Annotated in this window: 18 protein-coding genes; 7 read left to right on the top strand and 11 right to left on the bottom strand. The window is 70.8% G+C overall.

Annotated features, from left to right (window positions below; translation table 11 throughout):
• Positions 1 to 17: 17 nt before the first annotated feature.
• Positions 18 to 1,979, bottom strand: a complete 1,962-nt coding sequence (locus J5V96_RS04830; RefSeq protein WP_208501086.1) for a maltotransferase domain-containing protein — start codon at positions 1,977 to 1,979, stop codon at positions 18 to 20.
• Between the two features lie 179 nt (positions 1,980 to 2,158).
• On the opposite strand from J5V96_RS04830, the gene glgP reads away from it, so the two are divergent.
• Positions 2,159 to 4,744, top strand: coding sequence for an alpha-glucan family phosphorylase (gene glgP / locus J5V96_RS04825; RefSeq protein ID WP_208501085.1), 2,586 nt, complete (start codon positions 2,159 to 2,161; stop codon positions 4,742 to 4,744).
• Between the two features lie 21 nt (positions 4,745 to 4,765).
• On the opposite strand, the gene glgX is transcribed toward glgP, so the two are convergent.
• The 5 genes from glgX to dnaK all read right to left on the bottom strand — a co-directional run bounded on the left by glgX (position 4,766) and on the right by dnaK (position 10,937).
• Positions 4,766 to 6,916: a glycogen debranching protein GlgX gene (glgX, locus tag J5V96_RS04820; RefSeq protein ID WP_208501076.1), complete on the bottom strand. Its 2,151-nt coding sequence runs from the start codon at positions 6,914 to 6,916 to the stop codon at positions 4,766 to 4,768.
• The gene (locus J5V96_RS04815) at positions 6,916 to 7,389 is read right to left on the bottom strand and encodes a heat shock protein transcriptional repressor HspR (RefSeq protein WP_208501074.1); all 474 of its coding nucleotides are present in this window, start codon (positions 7,387 to 7,389) and stop codon (positions 6,916 to 6,918) included. Before J5V96_RS04815 ends, glgX begins: the two co-directional genes overlap by 1 nt.
• Before the next feature lie 82 nt (positions 7,390 to 7,471).
• The gene (locus J5V96_RS04810; RefSeq protein ID WP_208501072.1) at positions 7,472 to 8,458 is read right to left on the bottom strand and encodes a DnaJ C-terminal domain-containing protein; all 987 of its coding nucleotides are present in this window, start codon (positions 8,456 to 8,458) and stop codon (positions 7,472 to 7,474) included.
• Positions 8,459 to 8,460: 2 nt separating this feature from the next.
• On the bottom strand, positions 8,461 to 9,081 hold the full coding sequence (gene grpE, locus J5V96_RS04805) for a nucleotide exchange factor GrpE (RefSeq protein ID WP_208501062.1): 621 nt from the start codon (positions 9,079 to 9,081) through the stop codon (positions 8,461 to 8,463).
• The gene (gene dnaK, locus J5V96_RS04800; protein WP_208501060.1) at positions 9,081 to 10,937 is read right to left on the bottom strand and encodes a molecular chaperone DnaK; all 1,857 of its coding nucleotides are present in this window, start codon (positions 10,935 to 10,937) and stop codon (positions 9,081 to 9,083) included. Before dnaK ends, grpE begins: the two co-directional genes overlap by 1 nt.
• Positions 10,938 to 11,122: 185 nt before the next feature.
• On the opposite strand from dnaK, the gene J5V96_RS04795 reads away from it, so the two are divergent.
• A complete protein-coding gene (locus J5V96_RS04795; protein ID WP_208501051.1) occupies positions 11,123 to 12,556 on the top strand; it encodes an MFS transporter in 1,434 nt (477 codons plus the stop codon).
• A 162-nt stretch (positions 12,557 to 12,718) separates the two neighbouring features.
• On the top strand, positions 12,719 to 13,663 hold the full coding sequence (locus tag J5V96_RS04790; protein WP_236014519.1) for an AraC family transcriptional regulator: 945 nt from the start codon (positions 12,719 to 12,721) through the stop codon (positions 13,661 to 13,663).
• Positions 13,664 to 13,679: 16 nt separating this feature from the next.
• On the opposite strand, the gene J5V96_RS04785 is transcribed toward J5V96_RS04790, so the two are convergent.
• Both J5V96_RS04785 and J5V96_RS16935 read right to left on the bottom strand, forming a co-directional pair.
• Positions 13,680 to 14,891: an MFS transporter gene (locus J5V96_RS04785; RefSeq protein ID WP_208501049.1), complete on the bottom strand. Its 1,212-nt coding sequence runs from the start codon at positions 14,889 to 14,891 to the stop codon at positions 13,680 to 13,682.
• Between the two features lie 130 nt (positions 14,892 to 15,021).
• A complete protein-coding gene (locus J5V96_RS16935; RefSeq protein WP_307793523.1) occupies positions 15,022 to 15,579 on the bottom strand; it encodes a MarR family winged helix-turn-helix transcriptional regulator in 558 nt (185 codons plus the stop codon).
• Between the two features lie 91 nt (positions 15,580 to 15,670).
• On the opposite strand from J5V96_RS16935, the gene J5V96_RS04775 reads away from it, so the two are divergent.
• The 4 genes from J5V96_RS04775 to J5V96_RS04760 all read left to right on the top strand — a co-directional run bounded on the left by J5V96_RS04775 (position 15,671) and on the right by J5V96_RS04760 (position 19,312).
• Complete coding sequence (locus J5V96_RS04775) at positions 15,671 to 15,991, top strand: hypothetical protein (RefSeq protein ID WP_208501047.1); 321 nt, start codon at positions 15,671 to 15,673, stop codon at positions 15,989 to 15,991.
• A 166-nt stretch (positions 15,992 to 16,157) separates the two neighbouring features.
• Positions 16,158 to 18,449 (top strand): immune inhibitor A domain-containing protein, encoded by a 2,292-nt coding sequence (locus tag J5V96_RS04770; RefSeq protein ID WP_208501045.1) that lies wholly within the window; start codon positions 16,158 to 16,160, stop codon positions 18,447 to 18,449.
• A 129-nt stretch (positions 18,450 to 18,578) separates the two neighbouring features.
• On the top strand, positions 18,579 to 18,947 hold the full coding sequence (locus J5V96_RS04765) for a TfoX/Sxy family protein (RefSeq protein WP_208501036.1): 369 nt from the start codon (positions 18,579 to 18,581) through the stop codon (positions 18,945 to 18,947).
• The gene (locus J5V96_RS04760) at positions 18,944 to 19,312 is read left to right on the top strand and encodes a YchJ family protein (RefSeq protein WP_208501026.1); all 369 of its coding nucleotides are present in this window, start codon (positions 18,944 to 18,946) and stop codon (positions 19,310 to 19,312) included. The genes J5V96_RS04765 and J5V96_RS04760 overlap by 4 nt, the downstream gene beginning before the upstream one ends.
• Before the next feature lie 62 nt (positions 19,313 to 19,374).
• On the opposite strand, the gene J5V96_RS04755 is transcribed toward J5V96_RS04760, so the two are convergent.
• The 3 genes from J5V96_RS04755 to dcd form a co-directional block, all read right to left on the bottom strand.
• Complete coding sequence (locus J5V96_RS04755) at positions 19,375 to 20,550, bottom strand: zinc-binding dehydrogenase (RefSeq protein ID WP_208501023.1); 1,176 nt, start codon at positions 20,548 to 20,550, stop codon at positions 19,375 to 19,377.
• Entirely contained in the window at positions 20,550 to 21,257 is a 708-nt protein-coding gene (locus J5V96_RS04750; RefSeq protein WP_208501016.1) for an HAD family hydrolase, read from the bottom strand. The genes J5V96_RS04755 and J5V96_RS04750 overlap by 1 nt, the downstream gene beginning before the upstream one ends.
• A gap of 151 nt (positions 21,258 to 21,408) precedes the next feature.
• A complete protein-coding gene (dcd, locus tag J5V96_RS04745; RefSeq protein ID WP_208501009.1) occupies positions 21,409 to 22,014 on the bottom strand; it encodes a dCTP deaminase in 606 nt (201 codons plus the stop codon).
• Positions 22,015 to 22,081 lie beyond the last annotated feature (67 nt).

The following is a 22,081-nucleotide window of genomic DNA, read 5'->3' as shown; positions in this document are numbered from 1 at the left end:
GCGACGGCTTCGGGCGTTTACGGCTTCCGGACGGTCAGGATGTGCGCGACGTCTCCGACGGGGTCGAGGCGCACGTAGTTGTCGGCGCCCCACGACCACTCGGCGCCGGTCAGCTCGTCCTTCACGATGAACTGCTCGGGAAGGCCCGCGGCGGCGAGGTCGAGGTGCACCGTCGTCGCGTGCGCTCCGTGCGGGTCGAGGTTGATCACCGCGATGACGGTGTCGTCCTCGTGCGTCTTCGAGAAGACGAGGATGTTCTCGTCGTCGGCGGCGTGCACCACGAGGTTGCGCAGCAGTCCCAGCGCGGGGTGGGCGCGGCGGATCTCGTTGAGGCGGGCGATGTACGGCGCGAGGGTGCGGCCGCTCTCGTTCGCCGCGTCCCAGTCGCGGATCCGGATCTGATACTTCTCGCTGTCGAGGTACTCCTCGGATCCGGGCTTGACCGACACGTGCTCGAACAGCTCGTATCCCGCATACATGCCCCAGGTCGGGGTGGCGAGGGCCGCGAGGGTCGCCCGGATGGCGAACATCGCGGGACCGCCGTACTGCAGCGACGCGTGCAGGATGTCCGGGGTGTTCACCCAGAAGCTCGGCCGCATGAGGTGATCGCTCTCGCGCGAGACCTCGCGCAGGTAGTCCTCGATCTCGCCCTTCGCGGTGCGCCACGTGAAGTAGGTGTACGACTGGTGGAAGCCCACCGAGCCGAGCGTGTGCATCATCGCGGGGCGCGTGAAGGCCTCGCTGAGGAAGACGACATCCGGATCGGTGGCCTTGATGTCACCCAGCAGGCGCTCCCAGAACATCACGGGCTTGGTGTGCGGGTTGTCCACGCGGAAGATGCGCACGCCGTGCGACATCCACAGGCGCACGATGCGCGTGACCTCGCGCACCACACCCTCGAAGTCGTCGTCGAAGTACACCGGGTAGATGTCCTGGTACTTCTTCGGCGGGTTCTCCGCGTAGGCGATCGAGCCGTCGGCGCGATGCCGGAAGAACTGCGGATGCGACGTCACCCACGGGTGATCGGGTGCGGCCTGCAGCGCGAGGTCGAGCGCGACCTCGATGCCCTTCGCGTTCGCCGCGGCGACGAAGGCGTCGAAGTCGGCGAACGTGCCGAGGTCGGGGTGGATGGCGTCGTGTCCGCCGTCCTTGGATCCGATCGCCCAGGGCGACCCGGTGTCGTCCGGGCCGGGGGTGAGGGTGTTGTTCGGGCCCTTGCGGTTGACCTCGCCGATCGGATGGATCGGCGGCAGGTAGAGCACGTCGAAGCCCATGGCCTGCACGCGGTCGAGACTCTGGACGGCGGTCTGGAACGTGCCGCTGCGCACCTTGCCGGTCGCGGCGTCGATGGTGGCCCCCTCGGAGCGGGGGAAGAACTCGTACCAGGCGCCGGTGAGCGCGCGCCGCCGATCGGCGAACAGCGGGTACGGGCCGGCCGCGGTGAGCAGGTCGCGCAGCGGGCGACGCTCGAACAGTTCCTGGATGTCGGGGCCCTCGAGCACCGCGAGGCGCGCCTCGACCGGGCGGGCGACGTCCGTCGCCGCCGCGGCGGCGGCCTTGACCGCGGCCTTCTCGGCCGTGGTGAGCTTGTGCTCCTTGCCGATGCGCTTCAGCAGCAGCTGCGCCTCGAGGAACATGAGGTCGACGTCGACCCCGGCGCGGATCTTGATGCCCGCGTCGTGCGTCCAGGTGGCCAGCGGGTCGGACCATCCGCGCACCTCGAACGACCAGTCGCCCTCGGCATCGGGGGTGACCCATGCCTCGTAGCGGTCGGTGCCCACGCCGATCAGACGCATCCGCGCCGGATCACGGCGCACGCCGTCGGGACCGATGAGCACAACGTCTGCGCCGTGCTGATCGTGCCCCTCGCGGAACACTGTGGCCTGGATGGGCAGCGGCTCGTCGACCGTGGCCTTCGCGGGGCGGCGCCCCTGGTCCACGATCGGATGCACGTCGATGACAGGAATACGGCCGACCATGTCCCCAACCTGGCACAGGCGGGGCGAGGATGCCCAGTCTGGAGCGAGACCTTGCGTCATCCTTCACGCGGGTGTAACCGGGACCCCTGACGGTGCGACTCACGGAGGTCCGGCGCCGGTCGCCGACATTCATCCGGCAGACCTGTCGCGGCCATCGGAGCCGGCATTAGCGTGGGGCCATGCGAGCGATCCGACGTCTCACCGTCCGACCCGTCCTGCCCGAATCCCTCGCCGCCCTCGGCGAGCTGGCCGGGAATCTGCGCTGGTGCTGGGACATCCCGACGCAGGATGTCTTCGCCCACGTCGATCCGAAGCTCTGGCACAGCACACACGACCCGGTGCGCCTGCTGGGCCGGGTGCCCGCGTCGCGCTTCGACGAGCTCGCCGCCGACGCGGAGTTCTGCGCCAAGCTCGAGCGCGCGCACGCCGATCTGCGCGCCTACCTGGCCGCCGACCTCTGGTACCAGCGCGAGCTGACCGACGCCCCGCGCACGATCGCGTACTTCTCGCCCGAGTTCGGCATCGCGGCGACGCTGCCCCAGTACTCGGGCGGCCTGGGCATCCTCGCCGGCGACCACCTCAAGGCCGCGAGCGACCTCGGTCTGCCGCTGGTGGGCGTGGGGCTGCTGTACCGCCACGGCTACTTCGACCAGACGCTCTCGCGCGAAGGCTGGCAGCTCGAGTCGTACCCGCTCGTCGATCCGGATGAGAAGCCCCTCACGGTGCTGCGCGAGGCGGACGGATCCCCCGCGGTCGTGCGGCTCGCGATGCCCGGCGGCCCCGATCTGCGCGCCCGCATCTGGGTCGCCCACGTGGGACGCGTGCCCCTGCTGCTGCTCGACACCGACATCGACCCCAACCCCGAGCACTACGTCGACATCACCGACCGCCTCTACGGCGGCGGCGCAGAGCATCGCCTCCGCCAGGAGCTGCTGCTGGGCGTGGGCGGCGTGCGCGCGCTGCGCGCCTACAGCCGCATCACCGGCGCGCCGGTGCCGGACGTCTACCACACCAACGAGGGCCACGCCGGGTTCCAGGGCCTGGAGCGGATCCGCGAGCTGACCCTGCCGGCCGAGCAGGGCGGATCCGGCCTCTCGTTCGATGACGCGCTCGAGATGGCGCGCGCCTCCACCGTCTTCACGACCCACACGCCGGTGCCCGCCGGCATCGACCGCTTCGAGCGCTCGCTGATCCAGCAGTACTTCGCCGCCGAGGGCGGCGTGCTGCCCGGCGTGCCGACCGACCGGGTGCTCGCCCTCGGCGCCGAGGACTACCAGGGCGGCGACCCCGGGATGCACAACATGGCCGTGATGGGCTTCCGCCTCGCGCAGCGCGCGAACGGCGTCTCGCAGCTGCACGGCCACGTCAGCCGCGACATGTTCAATGGCCTCTGGCCCGACTTCGGTGAGTCGGAGGTGCCGATCGGGTCCATCACCAACGGCGTGCATCTGGGCACCTGGGTCGCGCGCGAGTTCCAGGAGCTGATGAGCGAGGTGGGCGCCGACATCGACGGCGACCCCGAGGCGTTCGCCCGAGCCCTGGACGGCGTGCCGTTCTCGCGGGTGTGGAGCGTCAAGCGCGATCTGCGCGAGCGCCTCGTGCTCGACGCACGCGCGCGGCTGCGCGCCTCCTGGCTCGCGCGGGGCGCCGCGGCGGCCGAGCTCGGCTGGATCGACGACGCCCTCTCCCCCGACGTGCTGACGATCGGCTTCGCCCGCCGCGTGCCCTCGTACAAGCGCCTCACGCTGATGCTGCGCGACAAGGATCGCCTGAAGCGGCTGCTGACGGATCCGGATCGCCCGATCCAGCTGGTCATCGCCGGCAAGTCCCACCCCGCCGACGACGGCGGCAAGCGCCTGATCCAGGAGCTCGTGCGCTTCGCCGACGACCCGGAGGTGCGCGGCCACATCGTGTTCCTGCCCAACTACGAGATCGGCATGGCGCAGACCCTCTACCCGGGCTGCGACGTGTGGCTCAACAACCCGCTGCGCCCCTACGAGGCGTGCGGCACCTCGGGCATGAAGGCAGCGCTCAACGGCGGCCTCAACCTCTCCATCCTCGACGGCTGGTGGGACGAGTGGTTCGACGGCCAGAACGGCTGGGCCATCCCCTCGGCCGACGGGCTGGCGGATCCGAACAAGCGCGACGACCTCGAGGCCGCGGCTCTCTACGACCTCATCGAGCGGGAGGTCGCCCCGCGCTTCTACGACGTCGACCACAACGGCGTGCCCATGCGCTGGCTCGAGATGATGCGCCACACGCTGGAGTCGCTGGGCCCGAAGGTGCTGGCCACGCGCATGGTGCGCGACTACGTCACCGCGCTCTACGCCCCGGCCGCCGCCGCCGCCCGGCGCCTGAACGGCGACGCGCACTACGCCGGCGCCGTCGAGCTGGCGGAGTGGAAGCGCCGCGTGCGCGAGGCCTGGGACGGCGTGCGCGTCGAGCACGTCGAGACCCACGGCGTCGACATCGCGCCCACCGTCGGATCGTCGCTCGAGGTCGTGGCCCACGTGGCCCTCGGCGGCCTGTCGCCCGAGGACATCGAAGTGCAGCTGGCCTACGGCCGCACGGGCGACGACGACCAGCTCTCCGCGGTGCAGGTCGTGCCGCTCGCGCTGCGCGAGTCGTTCGAGGGATCCCGCGCGTCGTTCGGGGGCTCGGTGCGCCTCGACCGCGCGGGCGCCTTCGGCTACACGGTGCGCGTGGTGCCGCGGCACGAACTGCTCAACACGACCACCGAGCTGGGCATCGCGGCGCTCGCGTAGAGGGGCGTGGTCGGGGCGGTCTCAGACCGCCTTGACCACGACCACGGTGCGTCCGTCGATGTGGAGGGGGTCGGTGATCTTGATCCGGGTGCCGACGGGCGCGCCGGGATCGGTGGACAGCACGACCTCGAGCTCGTCGATCCAGTCGTTCTCGGGGTGGCGGAGATCCACCGGCACATCGCCCGCGTTGAACCACAGCGCGAACGAGTCGTCGATGCGCTGCTCGCCCCGGGGCCCCGGCTCGCGCAGCGGAGTGCCCGAGACGAACATGCCGATGGTGCGCAGGCCCGCATCGTTCCAGTCGCGTCCGCGCATAAGACGGCCATCGGGGTGCAGCCAGGCGAGGTCGGCGGGCCCGCCCGGGATGGTCGGGGCGCCCTCGAACCAGTGACGCTGGCGCAGCGCCGGGTGCTCGCGCCGCAGCCGCAGCGCGGCCTTGGTGATCTCGTACACGTCGAGCCAGGCGTCATCCGCCGACCAGTCCATCCAGGAGATCTCGTTGTCCTGGCAGTACGCGTTGTTGTTGCCGCCCTGCGTGCGGCCCCGCTCGTCGCCGGCGGTCAGCATGGGCACGCCGTTGGACAGACACAGCGTCGCCATCAGGTTCGCGACCTGACGACGGCGCAGGGCGAGCACGTTCTTGTTGTTCGTCTCGCCCTCGACACCGTGATTCCAGGAGCGGTTGTTGTCGGTGCCGTCCCGGTTGTCCTCTTTGTTGGCCTCGTTGTGCTTGCCGTTGTACGAGACCAGGTCGCGCATGGTGAAGCCGTCGTGCGCGGTGATGAAGTTGATGCTGTTCGACGCGGTGCGGCCGTCGTCGGCATACAGGTCGCTCGATCCCGCCAGCCGCGTGGCCACCGCGTGGATGGGCGCCTGCCCGCGCCAGAAGTCGCGCATGGTGTCGCGGTACTTGTCGTTCCACTCCGCCCACTGGGGAGGCATCTGACCGACGAGATAGCCGTCCATCGACACGTCCCACGGCTCGGCGATGAGCTTCACGTGACGCAGGATCGGATCCTGGTCGATCGCGATCAGCAGGGCGCACTGGAAGTCGATGTCGTACCCCGTGCGGGTGAGCGCCGACATCAGGTCGAAACGGAAGCCGTCGACGTGCATCTCGGTGACCCAGTACCGCAGGGAGTCGAGGATGAGCCGCAGCGCGAGCGGGTTCCAGGCGTTGACGGTGTTGCCGCAGCCGGTGACGTCCCAGTAGCGGTCGTCGAAGGCGCCGTCCTGGCCGATCACGCGCTTGTAGAAGCCGCGATCGTCGAAGCCGCGGAACGAGAGCGTCGGCCCGTCCGGGCCGCCCTCGGCGGTGTGGTTGTAGACGACGTCGAGGATCACCTCGATGCCCTCGCGGTGCAGGGCCTTGACCATCTGCTTGAACTCGTGCACCTGACCGCCGCGATCGCCCGAGGAGCTGTAGGACGCGTCCGGCGCGAAGTACGAGATCGTGTTGTAGCCCCAGTAGTTGCTGAGGCCGCGCTCGGAGAGCCACGGCTCGGAGAAGAACTGCTGCACGGGCAGCAGCTCGACGGTGGTGACGCCGAGGTCGCGCAGGTAGGAGGTGACGGCCGGATCGGCGAGGCCCGCGTACGTGCCGCGCAGGTGCTCCGGCACGCGGTCGTGGAGCTTCGTGAAGCCCTTTACGTGCAGCTCGTAGATGACGCTGTCGCGCATCCGATGATGCGGCCGCACGGCCTCCTCGTCCTCCCAGTCGAAGGCCGGGTCGACGACCACGCTGCGCGCGGTGTACGCGGCCGAGTCGGTGGCGTCCGGTTCGAGGCGGCGATCCTCTCGCGCGCCGAAGATGGGCTGCTCGGCTTTGATGGTGCCGCTCGTGGCGCGGGCGTAGGGGTCGAGCAGCAGCTTCTTGGGGTTGAAGCGGTGGCCGTTCGGCGGGTCCCAGGGACCGGCGACCCGGTAGCCGTAGCGCTGACCCGGCTGGATGTCGGGCAGGGCGCCGTGCCAGATCCCGAGCATGTGCTCTGTGAGGTCGTACGCGGTCTCGTCGCCGTTCTCGTCGAACAGACACAGCTGCACGCCGGTCGCGTCGGGTGTGTACACGGCGAAGTTCGTCGACGCGGGCGACCAGGTCGCGCCGAGGGGCCAGGCGCGGCCCGGCCAGACCGGGATGGTCTCGCCGAGCATCTTCCAGGTGACCGGGCTCATCAGGGTTCCTCCCCCTCGGTGGGCTGACGGGTCTGGGGGTGCTCGACGGACTGCGGTGTCCACAGCACGAGTTCTGCACTGCGGCGCACGCGGGTGCCCGCGCGCAGCGTGACGACGGATCCGGTCGCGCCGGCCGCGAAGACGCGCGCGCCCGGTCGGGAGGCGCGCTCCGCGCGGAGCGCTCCCTCGAGATCCGCGCAGCGTCGACGGAGGGCGCGCACCTCGTCCTCGAGGTCGAGCACGCGGGCGATGCCCACGAGGCTCATCCCCTCGCTCGACAGCCGGGCGACCTCGCGGAGCTGCTCGACGTTGCGCGCCGAGTAGCGCCGCGAGCCGCCCCGCGTGCGCCCGGGCACAACCAGGCCGATGCGGTCGTACTGGCGCAGCGTCTGGGGGTGCATGCCGGCGAGGTCAGCGGCCACGGCGATGGCGAAGACGGGGGTGTCGTCGTCGATCTCGTATGAGTCGTTCATCTCTCTCCCCTCTCGCGACCGCCGGTGCTCACACCAGCTTCGCTCATCCGCGGATCCGGATGAGCGATCTTCACCCGGCAGGTCAGCCGCGCGCGCGGCCCATCAGCTCGTCACGCGGGTTGCCCTGCGGGCCCGCCTCGACGAAGCGGGCGAGTGCCTCCCTGGCCTCGTCGTCGAGGTGCGCCGGCACCACCACCTGCACCTCGGCGAGCAGGTCGCCGGTGCCCTTGGACGACGTGATGCCGCGCCCCTTGACGCGCAGCACGCGCCCGGAGGGCGTGCCGGGGGCGACGCGGAGCTTGACCGGATCGCCGCCCAGCGTCGGCACCTCGATGGTCGCGCCGAGCGCCGCCTCGGCGAACGTCACCGGCACCACCACGCGCAGGTTGAGCCCGTCTCGTGTGAAGACCGGATGCGGGCGCACCGCGATCTCCACAACGATGTCGCCGGGATCGCCGCCGTCGGGCGACGGACGGCCCTTGCCGCGCAGGCGGATCTTCTGCCCGTCGGCGACCCCCGCCGGGATCTTGATCTTGAACGGCTTGCCGTCCTCGCTCTGCAGCGAGATCGTCTCGCCCTTCGCGGCCGTGACGAAGTCGATGGTCGTGCGGGCGCGCACATCCGCGCCCTTCTGTGGGCCGCCGAAGCCGCGGAAGCCGCCGCTCGAGCGCCCGAAGCCGCCCGAGCCGAAGCCCCCTCCGCCGCCCTGGTTGAACATCGAGAAGATGTCGTCGAAGTCCTGGGCTCCGCCGCGGTTCTGCGTGAAGCGGCTGAACACGTCGTCGAAGCCGCCGGCACCGGCGCCTCCGGCGCCCGGGGTGAACCGGGCGCCGGATCCCATCGCGCGCAGGGAGTCGTACTCCTCGCGCTCGGTGGGGTCGTTCAGCACGGCGTAGGCCTCGCTGATCTCCTTGAACTTCGCCTCGGCCGCGGCATCGCCGGGGTTCGAGTCCGGGTGGTACTTCCGCGCGAGCTTGCGGTACGTCTTCTTGAGGTCAGCGGCGCTGACGTCCTTCGACACCCCGAGGACCTTGTAGAAGTCCTTCTCGAACCAGTCCTGGCTGGCCATGGTTACTCCGCGGGAACGGCGACGACGACCTTGGCCGCGCGCAGCTCGATGTCGCCCAGGCGGTAGCCGAGCTCGACGACCTCGAGGATCGTCGCTTCGGCGGTGCCGGGGATCGGCTGCTGGAAGATCGCCTCGTGCTGCTGCGGATCGAACGCCTCACCCGGCGCGCCGTAGGCGACAAGACCCATCCGCTCGGCCACGCCGCGCACCTTCTCGGCGATCGCTCCGAAGGGGGAGCCTTCGGCGAGGTCGCCGTGCTTCTCGGCGCGGTCGAGGTCGTCGAGCACGGGGATGAGGCCCTTGACGGCCTCTCCCTGGGCGCGCGCGATCTCGATGTGGCGCTGCTCCTCGGTGCGGCGGCGGTAGTTGGCGTACTCCGCCTGCAGGCGCTTGAGGTCGTGCAGCAGCTGCGTCTCGTAGTCGGAGTGGTCGGCCTCGGCCGCGTCGTCCGTCTGCTCGGCGTCGAGAATGTCCTCGATCGTCAGCTCGTCGTCGGAGGCCCCCTCCTGCGCCTCGGGGGCGGTCGCGTTCGCGTCCGCCCCCTCGGCCTCAGGCTGGACCTCGGCTTCGCCGTTCGTCGGCTCGTCGGCCTCAGAAGGATCCGTGAAGTCCTTGCCGGTCATCAGTTCTTCTTGTCCTCGTCGTCCTCGACCACCTCGGCGTCGATGACGTCGTCATCGCCCGCCTGGTCGCCTGCGGGGGCGTCGGCCGTCGGGGCGGCCTGCTCGGCCTGCGACTGGGCGTAGATCGCCTCGCCGATCTTGCCCTGGCTGGCGTTGAGCTTGTCGAACGCGGTCTTCACGGCCTCGTCGTCGTCGCCCGCGAGCGCCTTCTTGAGGTCGTCGACGTCGCCCTGCACGGTCTCCTTGACGTCGGCCGGCAGCTTGTCGTCGTTGTCCTTGATGAGCTTCTCGATCGAGTACGCGAGCGTCTCGGCCTGGTTGCGGACCTCGGCGGCCTCACGGCGCTTCTTGTCCTCGGCCGCGTGCTCCTCGGCCTCGCGCACCATGCGGTCGATGTCCTCCTTGGGCAGCGACGAGCCGCCCGAGATGACCACCGAGGCCTCCTTGCCCGTGCCCTTGTCCTTGGCGGACACGTGCACGATGCCGTTGGCGTCGATGTCGAAGGTGACCTCGATCTGCGGGATGCCGCGGGGCGCCGGGGCGATGTCCGTCAGGTCGAACGTGCCGAGCGGCTTGTTGTCGCGGGTGAACTCGCGCTCGCCCTGGAACACCTGGATCGACACCGACGGCTGGTTGTCGTCGGCCGTCGTGAAGGTCTCGCTGCGCTTGGTCGGGATGGCCGTGTTGCGCTCGATGAGCTTGGTCATGATGCCGCCCTTGGTCTCGATGCCGAGGCTCAGGGGGGTGACGTCGATGAGCAGGACGTCCTTGCGCTCGCCCTTGAGGACACCGGCCTGCAGGGCGGCGCCGACGGCGACGACCTCATCCGGGTTGACGCCCTTGTTGGCCTCCTTGCCGGTCTCGCGCTTGACGAGCTCGGCGACGGCGGGCATGCGGGTCGAGCCGCCGACGAGCACCACGTGGGCGATCTCGGAGAGCTTCACGCCGGCCTCGCGGATGACGTCCTCGAACGGCTTCTTGGTGCGCTCGAGCAGGTCCTTCGTGAGCTCCTCGAACTTGGCGCGGGTGAGCGTCTCGGACAGCGACACCGGGCCCTCGGCCGTGAGCGAGAGGTAGGGCAGGTTGATGGAGGTGCTCGTCGACGACGAGAGCTCCTTCTTCGCCTGCTCCGCGGCCTCCTTGAGGCGCTGCAGGGCGATCTTGTCGCCCGAGACGTCGACGCCGGTCGTCGCCTTGAACTGCGAGATCAGGTGGTCGACCACACGCTGGTCCCAGTCGTCGCCGCCGAGGCGGTTGTCGCCCGCGGTGGCGCGCACCTGGATGGTGGAGAAGTCGTCGTCCTTGCCCACCTCGAGCAGGGAGACGTCGAAGGTTCCGCCACCGAGGTCGAACACCAGGATGAGCTCGTCCTCCTGGCCCTTGTCGAGGCCGTAGGCGAGAGCCGCGGCGGTGGGCTCGTTGATGATGCGCAGCACGTTGAGGCCGGCGATCTCACCGGCATCCTTCGTCGCCTGACGCTCGGCGTCGTTGAAGTACGCGGGCACCGTGATGACCGCATCGGTCACGGTGTCGCCGAGGTACTGCTCGGCGTCGCGCTTGAGCTTCATGAGGATGCGCGCCGAGATCTCCTGCGGCGTGTACTTCTTGCCGTCGACGTCGAACGACCAGTCGGTGCCGATGTGGCGCTTGACCGAGGCGATCGTGCGGTCGACGTTGGTGACGGCCTGTCGCTTGGCCGTCTCGCCGACGAGCACCTCTCCGTCCTTGGTGAACGCGACGACCGACGGGGTGGTGCGGAAGCCCTCGGCGTTGGCGATGACCTTCGGCTCGCCGCCCTCGAGGACGCTGACGACCGAGTTGGTCGTTCCGAGGTCGATACCCACAGCACGTGCCATGTTGCTCTCCTTCTGACGGGGTCTAGCGAAAGATTCGGGGCGGGTTGAGCCGCGATGACTCAAGGATAGAACGCCGGATCAGACGTGTCAAAGCGAACTTGATATGACTTGACTCAACTTTGCATCGGGATCCGCTGAGAGCGTGGCGACACTGCCGGTTCACCGGCGGGCCGTAGCCTCATCGCATGACCGACCGCGATCCGTCTGAGATCACCCCGCCTCCCCTCGCGCGCACCGGAGCACTCGGACCCATCGCGCGGGGCATCGATCCGGATCCGGTCCCCCGCAAGGTGGTCACCTCGTGGGCCATGTGGGACTGGGCCATGCAGCCCTTCAACACGGTGATCCTCACGTTCGTCTGGATCGCGCTGTACCTGACATCGCGGATGTTCCTGCCCGCCGACGTGCGCGAGTCGGGCCTGCTCGCCGACGGCACCTGGATGAACTGCAACGAGTCGCAGTACATGGCAAGCGCGTACTGCCAGGGACTGACCGACCTGTCGGAGTGGTGGGGCTGGGCGAACTTCGCCGCGGGCATCCTGATCCTGCTGCTCGCCCCCGTGCTCGGCCAGCAGGCCGACGCCCGCGGCAGCAAGAAGAAGTGGCTCGTCGGCGCCACGATCTCGATCGCCCTGATCCAGTTCCTGCTCTTCTTCGTCGAGGCCGACCCGAAGTACTTCTGGTTCGGCGCGCTCGCCGTCGCGATCGGCGCCGTCGTCGGCGAGATCGGCAACGTGAGCTACTACGCGATCCTCTCGGAGGTCTCCACACCGAAGACGGTCGGCCGTGTCTCGGGACTCGGCTGGGGCCTCGGCTACATCGGCGGCGTCGCGGCGCTCATCGTGTGCATTCCTGTGCTGTTCGGGCTCGGCCAGGACAATCCGCTGGCCTACAAGCTCGTCGCGGTGATCTGCGCCGTGTGGACGCTCGTGTTCTCGATCCCGATGTTCCGCAACGTGCCCGAGTCGCCCGCCTACGCCGAGGCCGAGAAGTCGGGCTTCTTCCACGCCTACGTAGTGCTCGCCCGGAACCTGCGCAAGCTCTTCCGCACCAACCGCCCCGCCTTCTGGTTCCTGCTCGCGGCCGCCGTCTACCGCGACGGGCTGGCCGGCGTCTTCGCCTTCGGCGCCGTGCTGGCCGCGCAGGGCTTCGGATTCTCGTTCCTCGAGGTGATCGTCTTCGGTCTCGCCGCGAACCTCGTCGCGGGCGTCTCGACGATCTTCGCCGGCCGCGTCGACGACGCCATCGGCCCGCGCCGGCTCATCGTCATCGCCCTGTCGGGCCTCGTCGCCATGGCCTTCGTCGTCTTCCTGCTGAAGGACCTCGGATCCCTCGTGTTCTGGGTGTGCGGACTGCTGCTGTGCGCATTCGTCGGCCCGGCGCAGGCCGCCAGCCGCGGACTGCTCACGCGCCTCACCCCGCCGAGCATGCAGGGCGAGATCTTCGGCCTCTACGCCACGACGGGCCGCGTCGCCTCTTTCCTCTCGCCCCTGGCCTGGTCGCTGTTCCTCGCCTGGTTCGGCGGCATCGTCTATGGCGTGCTCGGCATCGCCGTGATCCTGCTGATCGGCCTGGTGCTGCTGCTGTTCGTGAAGCTGCCGCCGCACGTGCGCGCCTGAGCCCCGCGCCCCCGCCCCTCGCTGAAAACACGTGTTCTCAGCGGCGACACGCCTGATCGGCGCGGATCCGGCGTGCTCTCGCTCAGAACACGTGTTGTCAGCGGGAGTGAGGATGCGGCGGCGCGCCGGAATAGACGCGCGCCGTGGGCGGTTGGGCCCGCCATGACGATGGTGCCGACGGATGAGCGCGAGGACGCCGTCGTCGCGCGCCCCGACGACGCGGTCGATGATCGGATGGACCGGCTGCTCGCCTCCCTGCAGTGGGATTCGGCGGGCATGACGCGCCACACGCTCGCGGCGCGGGAGTCCCTCCGCCTGGCCGCGGGCGACGCCACGCTGGTCTTCACGCTCGAGGGCGCCGCCGAGCTCGTCGCGCACCCCCGCCGCGCCTGCGCCGGATGGGGCGGACGCCCCGACCGCCCGGCGCCGGCCCACCTCGATGCGGGCGACTCGGCGTTCGCCCTGGGCACCACCCCGCTGCGTGTGCGCGCCGCGGCCGCCTCCGTGATCCTCGTGGCGCGGCTGCGGCCCGCACCCGAGACGAGCCGACTGCTGGCCGCGCTTCCGGATGTGCTCACGGTCGGCGGGTTCGCCGCGCAGGAGCCGGGTGTCGCGGCTCTCGCGATGCACCTGGGCGAGCCGGCGGCCGCGCAGGCATGCGCCGTCGGCGGCGGGCGTGCGGTCTGCGACCTGATGGCGACCATGCTCGCCGTGTCCACGCTGCGGGCCTGGGCGGTATCCGGCTGCGCGCCCGCCGACTGGGCGGCGCGCACCGCCGATCCGTTCCTCGCGCGGGTGCTGGATGCGATCCACGCGGATCCCGGCCGCGACTGGAGCGTCGAGAGCCTCGCCGCCCTCGGGGCGATGTCGCGCTCGGTCTTCGCCGAGCGGTTCCGCGATGCGCTCGGACGCTCGCCGGCGGGATACCTCGCGGAGGTGCGGATGGAGGCGGCGAAGGCGCTGCTCGCCTCGGGCACCCGGGTCTCCGAGGCGTCGCGGCGGCTCGGCTACGAGTCGGACGAGGGCTTCAGCCGGGCGTTCCGGCGCCACACGGGCATGACCCCGAGCGCGTGGCGCGGCGCGGGCCTCCGCTCGATCGCGAGCTGAGGCCCGTCGCCCGTTATCAGCGCCCGGCGCGCCCCGCGATCCCGAAGGTCACGGCGCCCACGGCGATGGCCACCGCGCCCGTCGCGTAGGCCGCACCCACGCCGGCGCCGTCGATGAGCAGTCCGCCGAAGCCGGCCGCCAGCGAGATCGCGAGCTGGAAGCCCACGACCACGAGCCCGCCCCCGGCCTCCAGCCGGTCGGGCAGGCGACGGCCGATCCAGGTGTTCAGCACGATCAGCCACGCGGCGAACGACATGCCCCACACGAAGACCGCCACGCCGGCGGCGACCACCGACTGCGGCCACAGCAGCACCGCCACCACCGGAGCGGCCACGAGCAGGGGAACGGCGGTCGACAGCGGCGCGAGCCAGCGGTCGACGACGGCCGCGGTGATCGCGTTGCCCACGAGCCCGCCCACGCCGAACAGCCCCAGCATCAGGACGATCGCACCCTCGTCGAGAGGAGCCCCGCCGGAGCCGATGGTCACGCGCTCGAGCGCGAGGCGGATGTAGGTGTAGGCCACGAAGTGCCCGAAGACGATGAGCACGTGACCCGCGAGACCGAGCGCGACCCCCGGATGGCGCAGGGCGCCGCGCAGCACGGCGAGCCCCGCGCCCGCCTGCGCGGGCACCTCCGGAAGCAGAGCGCGCAGCGCGACGGCGACGGCGACGGTGAGCACGGCGGCGGCAGCGAAGACCGCGCGCCAGTCGAGCACCGTGCTGAAGAAGACGCCGAGCGGGACGCCGATCACCGTGGCCAGCGACACACCGGCCGTGGTGAACATCACCGCGCGGCCGAGCCGCTCGGGGCCCGCGATGCGAGCCGAGACCACCAGCGACATCGCCCAGAAACCGCTGAGCGCCGCACCGAGCAGCACGCGCGCCGCGAGCACGGTGACGAGGTTCGGTGCGATGGCCACCAGCAGGTTCGACACCGCGGCGATCGCGGCGAGCCAGACGAGGAGCGTGCGACGGTCGAGCCGCGGCACGAGCATGCCGATAGTGGGTGCGACGATCACCCCCACGAGCGCGGTCGCCGTGACGGTCTGGCCGGCCTGCCCCGGGGTGACGCCGAGCGCGTCGGCGAGCTCGATGAGCACGCCGTTCGGCAGGAACTCGGCGGTCACCAGCACGAAGCTCATCACCATCATCGCGACGAGCGCGGCATAGAGGCGGGGCCGGGCGGCGCCCGTCCCCTCGGTTCTGGGCAGGGAGAGGGTCTCGGTCATGCCTCCAGCCTGGCGAGCGGGCGCACGATGCGCCCGACCGGGCGTCCGGCGCATCCGACCGATCATCCGGATCCGCAGGGCAGGATGCCTGCGATGCTCGCCGGTTCGGCGCGCCGCCGGTCAGCGCGAGTCAGCGCGGCCAGGCGTCGGCGAGCCGGGTGAGGAGGCTCGCGAGCTGCGCGCGCTCGTCGGGCGAGAAGCCCGCGAGGGCATCGGCGACCGCGTCGGCGCGTGCGCCGCGACTGCGGTCGAGGATCGCGCGCCCCTGCTCGGTGAGGGCGACGAGCGTGCGGCGGGCATCCGACGGATCCGCCTCCCGCCGCGCCAGCCCCGTCTCGACCGCGGCCTGCACGAGGCGACTGGCGCGCGGCTGGTCGACCCCGAGCGCCTCGGCCAGTGCGCCCACCGACTGCGGTCCGTCCGCTCGCGCGAGCACCTCGAGAAGACGCAGCCGCGCCATGCCGCGACCGAGCGGCCCGCCGCCAGGGCCACCGCCGGGGCCGCCGAAACCGCCGCCGAACGGACCGTGGCCGCGCTCGTGCCCGTGATGCGCGTGGTGGCCGTGATCGCCGTCGTGATGCCCATGGTGCGGATGCTCGCCCCACGGACCTCGCTGCCCCGGTCGCATGCCCAGGCGCAGGCGCCCCAGGGCGTCGGCGATCTGCGCGATCGGATCATTGTCGGTCACGACTCCAAGATACATGCCACTTGACATGCGAATGGGATCCATGTCACCATGCATATACATGCACACTGACATACAAAACGAAGGAGCTCCCATGGAGAACCCCACCCACACCCCCGCCGACCACGACGCCCCCGCCGGCCACGGCTCGGCCGAGCGCCCCGAGCGCCGCAGCCGCGCGCTGCGCCTGCTCGACCGCCTGGACGCCTACAAGCGCCTCAGCGAGACCATCTCCGACGAGGATCTGGCCACCACCCGCCGCACGCTCGAAGCCATCGCGCAGGAGCTCGGCGACGAGGGTCGCCACGGCCACCGCGGCCACCACCGCGGCCACCGCCACGGCTTCGGCCCGCAGCACCGGATGCCGCACGGTCACCACAACGGCTTCGGGGATCGCCTGCACCACGCGTGCTGATCCACTCGCGCCGCGAAAATGCAAGTGGGATGGGGAGCGCTCCCCATCCCACTTTCACGTACCGAGACCTCCGTATCCGTCGCCGCCGGGATCTGCGAAAGTTCTGACACCACTCCGTGCGCCTCCCAGAGCGCGCGGATCCCACCTCACCCCCGGAGGACTCAGAGTGAAAAGACGCATCACCTGCGCGCTCGGCACAGCGGCGATCCTGCTGACCGGCTCGCTGCTCGCCCCCACCGCCGCCACCGCGGCCCCGGCAGGCATCCCCGCGGCGCCCGAGCCGACCACGCAGGGCCCCGCCGACGATCGTCCCGATCCCCTGCACGAGAAGCGCTCCGCGGCGAAGCAGCGCGCGGCCGAGATGGTCGCCCTGGGCGAGGCCACGGTGAAGACCAAGGGCAAGGGCAAGCACAAGAGCAACGTGGTCGAGATCCGCCCCGGCGAGTTCGTCGAGTACGGCACCTCCGAGACCGCGCAGCTGTTCACGATCCTCGTGGAGTTCGCCGACCAGGCGCACAATCAGATCCCCGAGCCGGCCGCCGACGACAACTCGACCTACTGGGTGCCCGACTTCTCACAGGCGCACTTCCAGGACATGTTCTTCGGCGAGGGCGAGTCGTTCAAGGGCGTCTACGACGAGATGTCGTCGGGTCGCTTCGACCTCGAGGGCGCCGTGAGCGACTGGGTGACCGCCCCGGGCACCGCCGCCTCGTACGGTTCGAACTACATCGACCCCGCGACGGGCGAGGACCAGGGTGAGACAAACGCGAGCATGACGGCGTTCATCCAGGACACCGCGAACGCCTGGTACGACGCGCAGGTCGCCGCCGGCAAGACGAAGGACCAGATCGTCGCCGAGCTGAACTCGTACGACATCTGGGACCGCTACGACATCGACGGCGACGGCGTCATCAACGAGCCCGATGGCTACATCGATCACTTCCAGGCCGTGCACGCGGGCCCCGGCGAGGAGGCCGGCGCCCCGGCCGAGGCCATCTGGTCGCACCGCTGGGCGGCCAACCCCGGCGGACGGGTCGGTCCGTCGACGCATCCCCAGGTCGGCGGCGTGCAGATCGGCGACACCGACGTGTGGATCCGTGACTACACGACGGAGCCCGAGAACGGCGGACTCGGCGTCTTCGCGCACGAGTTCGGCCACGACCTCGGTCTGCCCGACTACTACGACACCCGGCCGGGCGGCGACAACGGCACCGGCTTCTGGACGCTGATGTCGAGCGGATCGTGGCTGAGCCGCGGCGACGGCGCCATCGGCACCCTGCCGAACCAGATGGGCCCGACCGAGAAGCTCTACCTCGGCTGGCTCGACTACGAGGTCGTGCAGCGGGGCACCAGCGCCTCGGTCAAGCTCGGCCCGGCCTACCACGCCTCCACGCTCGGCGCGCAGGCCGTGATCGTCGACCTGCCGGAGGGCAGCTACCAGGCCGAGCTCGAGGCGTCGCCGGAAGGATCGCGTCACCTCTACTCGGGCAAGGGCAACGACATCCGCAGCACCGCCACCAGCCCCGCGTTCACCGTGCCCGCGGGCGCGACGTTCGCGGCCTCCGCGAAGTACGACATCGAGACCGACTGGGACTACGCGTTCGTCGAGATCACGACCGACGGCGGCGCGACCTGGACGGCCCTGCCGACCAACCGCTCGACGACGACCGATCCGAATGGGCAGAACACGCCCACCAACGGCATCACCGGCACCACCAGCGGATGGGTGCCCCTCACCGCCGACCTGTCGACCTACGCCGGCGCGACGGCCCAGGTGCGCGTGCGCTACTGGACCGATGTGGCCGAGGTGAAGGCGGGCTTCCAGATCGACGGCATCCAGATCTCGGGGCTGCCGACCACCGACGGCGCCGATGACTGGACGCTCGACGGCTTCCAGCGCGTGGTCGACGGCGCGTACACGCAGACGTACTCGCACTACTACGTGGCCGAGAACCGCGTGTACGGCGGCTACGACCAGACGCTGCGCACGGGGCCGTACAACTTCGGGTGGCAGGAGACCGCGGTCGACAAGGTCGAGCACTTCCCGTACCAGGACGGCCTGCTCGTCTGGTACGCGAACAGCCTCTACCAGGACAACAACACGCTCCAGCACCCCGGCGGCGGCGAGGCGCTGCCGGTCGACGCGCGCGCCAAGGCGCTGAAGTGGTCGGACGGCACCGTCGCCCGCAACCGCATCCAGCCGTTCGACGCGACGTTCGGCCAGCACAAGACCGACGCGATCTCGCTCCACCGCGAGACGCCGACGGGGATGACGACGCTCAAGGTGCCGTCGCAGAAGGCGATCACGACCTTCGACGACAGCAACCCCGATGCGTACTACGACCCCGAGAACCCCCTCGGATCGGTGCGCGTGGCGGGCACGGGCACCACGATCAAGGTCGTGGACCAGAACGTCAAGCGCGGCTTCATGACCGTCGAGGTCAACGCCGCCGGCTGATCCGGCGGGTCGATCAGGAAGGCCGCGCTCCCTCGGGGGCGCGGCCTTTCCGCTGTCGGGACACGCCCCGGATGCGAGTGTCACAGCAGGATCGGCACAACCGCCCTCCCGGGCGCTTAATCTGAGCGCGTGGCCTACGACGAAGTGCTCGCCGACCGCATCCGCGCGTACGCGGCTGCATCGGACGACGCGACCGAGATGAAGATGTTCGGCGGGATCGGATGGATGCTGCGCGGGCACGTGTACGCGGGCGTCACGCGGTCGTCGCTGATGATCCCCGTCGGCAAGGACGGGTTCGACGACGCCCTGGCGCGCGGGGCGAAGCCCCTGCACATGGGCGCCAGGCAGATGGCCGGCTTCGTCACCGTCGACGACCCCACCGACGAGCAGCTCGCCGAGTGGATCGGCGCCTCGATCGCCCGGATCGCCGCCCTCCCGCCGAAGCCGCCGAAGGCGCCGAAGGCCCGGAAGGCCGGCGCGAAGGAGCAGGACGCATGAGCCTGCTCGATCCCTGCCCCTGCGGCAGCGGCAGGGCGTACTCCGCCTGCTGCGGGGCCCTGCACACCGGGGCGCGCCTGGCCGAGACCCCCGAGGAGCTGATGCGCGCCCGCTACAGCGCCTACGTCCGCCGCGACGGCGACTACCTCCTGCGCACGTGGCATCCGCGCACCCGCCCGAAGACGCTGGACTTCGAGGACGGGCTGACGTGGGCGGGCCTCGAGATCGTCGAGGCGACCGACACGGAGGTCGAGTTCGTCGCGGTCTACGAGACCGCGCTCGGGATGGGCGCGCTCGCCGAACGCAGCCGGTTCGAGCGTCGCGGCGGGCGCTGGGTCTACGTCGACGGCGACGTCCGCGACTGATCCGGATCCGTCCCCTCCCCCCGGAGAGACGCGACGGATCCGCGCCGGCCGGCCGACAGGCCTCAGCGGCGGTGCAGGCCGCGGCGCAGGGCGTCGCGCGGGTCGACCCCTACGCGCACGGCGACGCCCGAGGCGGCGGCCACGAGGGCCTGGTCGAGCTGCGCGAGCGGATAGCGGGCGCTCACGAGCTCGTCGAACGGATGCTCGCCGGCGCGCTCCTTGAGGTACTGCACCACCTCGTCGAGATCGTGCGGCGTGTAGTTGTGCACGCCCCGCAGGGTCGCGAGCCCCCGCACCAGGCGCTCCGGGTCGAACGGGATCGGCTCGGTCGGCGAGACGCTGCCCACGAGCACGACCACCCCTCCCACGCCGATCACCTCGATCGCCTGCGCGACGGCGTGCGGAGATCCGGATGCCTCGAGCACGATGCCGTACTCGTTCGCGTCGATGCGGCCGAGGGCCTTCGCGACCGCCTTGCCCGCGGTGGGATCGACCACGTGGCGGGCGCCGAAGCGCAGGGCGAGCTCGCGACGGGCCGGATCCGGATCGGCGACGACGACCGTCGCTCCGCGGTCGGCGGCGATCGCGGTGGCCGTGAGGCCGATGAGGCCCGCGCCGAGGATCAGCACGGCCGAGCCCTCGAGGGGGGTGACCTGCTCGGCCGCCCGGAGCGCGGCCCACGCGGTCGCGCCCCCGCACGCCGCGGGCGCGAGCACCTCGGCGCCGAGCGTCTCGCCGACGCGCACGATGGCGGTGCCCGCGCGCAGGTGGGCGTGCGTCGAGAAGCCGCCGGTCAGCTCCCAGTGCGTCTGCAGCCGCTCGTGTCCGTACTTGAGCAGGTGGCGGCACTTCTGCGGCAGTCCGCGGCGGCAGCGGTCGCAGTCGCCGCAGCTGGCCATGACCGACCAGATAATGCGGTCGCCCGGGTTCACAACGTGACCGCTGACGTCGGTGACACCCTCGGCGACATCGAGCACGCGCCCGACATGCTCGTGGCCGAGCACCAGCGGCGTCGGCGCGGGGCGGTGCCCCGCGACCGTGTGCACGTCGGATCCGCAGATCGTCGCGAGCTCGATCGCGACGAGGGCCTCCCCCTCCCCGAGCACGATGCCGGGCACGGCGATGGCCTCGTGCGGGCGGCCTACGCCGGTCCAGGCCATGGCGACGGCCGACTGCTCGAGGCAGACATCGCGGACGTTCGCTGCGGGGGCGTGGGGCAGCAGGGCCTTCGGGACCATCAGACGACCACGCGGACGGGAAGACCGAGCAGCGCGCGCAGGCCCGTGACGTCGTCGAGCACTGCGTGCGCTCCGGCCGCCTCGAGGGCCGTGCGGTCGTGCGCGCCGGTCAGCACGCCGGTCACGAGCCCCGCGCCGGCGGCGAGCCCCGTGCCGATGTCGCTGGCGGTGTCGCCCGCGACCGCGATCGCGGCGACCGAGGACACCTGGGCGTGCAGTGCGGCGCGCAGCACGAGATCGGGCGCGGGGCGCCCACGGCCCGCGTCGACGGGCGAGAAGGCCGCGTCGACCAGGTCGCGCCAGCCGAGGCCGTCGAGGATCGTGTCACGCGTGACGGGAGCGAAGCCCGTGGTGAGGATGACCGCGATGCCGGCGGCGCGCAGATCCTGGAACAGCTCGGCTGCCCCGGGGATGGCCTCCACACCCTCCTCGACGATGAGCTCGGCGTAGGCCTGCTCGAATGCCGCGGTCGCCTTGGCCGCCGTCACGGCGTCGCCCCCTGCGAGGTGGGTGAACACGTCGAGCTTCGACTGCCCCATGGTGTCGCGCACGTACTGCAGAGCCTCGCCCCACGGCATGCGCGCGGCGACGCCGGTGCGCTCGTGGGCCCGTGCGAATGCGCGCTCGACGATGCCGTCGTCCTTGACGGTGGTGCCGGCCATATCGAGAACAACGAGCTCGACCGGAGTGGTGACGGATGCGTCCATGGGTCCCCCTGGAGTGAAGCGAACACCCCACCCTCGCATCGCGCCGCACGTCGATCCGGCCGATGCCGGCCCTGTTCACCCCGCGTTTACCGAGGTTTCCGCGCCCGGTTCGCTCTGCGTCGAGGGAAGCGGATGCGGGCCGCCAGGCGGATCAGCCGCCGAGGGAACCGGCCTCGGTCACGGACACGTCCGTCCGGTGGAAGCTCTGGAAGGAGCGCGACGCCGTCGGGCCGCGCTGACCCTGGTAGCGGTTGCCGTAGGGACCCGAGCCGTACGGGTTCTCGGCCGGCGAGGTGAGCTGGAAGAAGCACAGCTGACCGATCTTCATGCCCGGCCACAGCTTGATCGGCAGGGTTGCGACGTTCGACAGCTCGAGCGTGACATGCCCCGTGAATCCGGGGTCGATGAATCCGGCCGTCGAATGCGTGAGAAGGCCCAGGCGCCCGAGCGACGACTTGCCCTCGAGGCGGGCGGCCACGTCGTCGGGCAGGGTGACCTTCTCGAAGGTCGAGCCGAGCACGAACTCGCCGGGGTGCAGCACAAACGGCTCATCCGGTGCCACCTCGACCAGGCGGGTGAGGTCGGGCTGATCCTCCGCCGGATCGATGAAGGGGTACTTGTGGTTGTCGAACAGGCGGAAGTAGCGGTCCAGACGCACGTCGATGCTCGACGGCTGCACCATCGCCGGGTCGAAGGGCGAGAGGCCGACACGGCCGGCGTCGAGCTGGGCCTTGATGTCGCGATCCGAGAGCAGCACGGGTCAAGCCTAGAGTGCCTCCGGCCGCCTTCGCGGCGGCCTTGCCACAACGCATGTGCTCCCGTCA

This window comes from Microbacterium stercoris (assembly GCF_017592545.1).
GTDB classification, from domain to species: domain Bacteria; phylum Actinomycetota; class Actinomycetes; order Actinomycetales; family Microbacteriaceae; genus Microbacterium; species Microbacterium stercoris.
The sequence above is the reverse complement of the archived record's forward strand: the minus strand, read 5'-3'. Positions and strand labels throughout refer to the sequence as shown.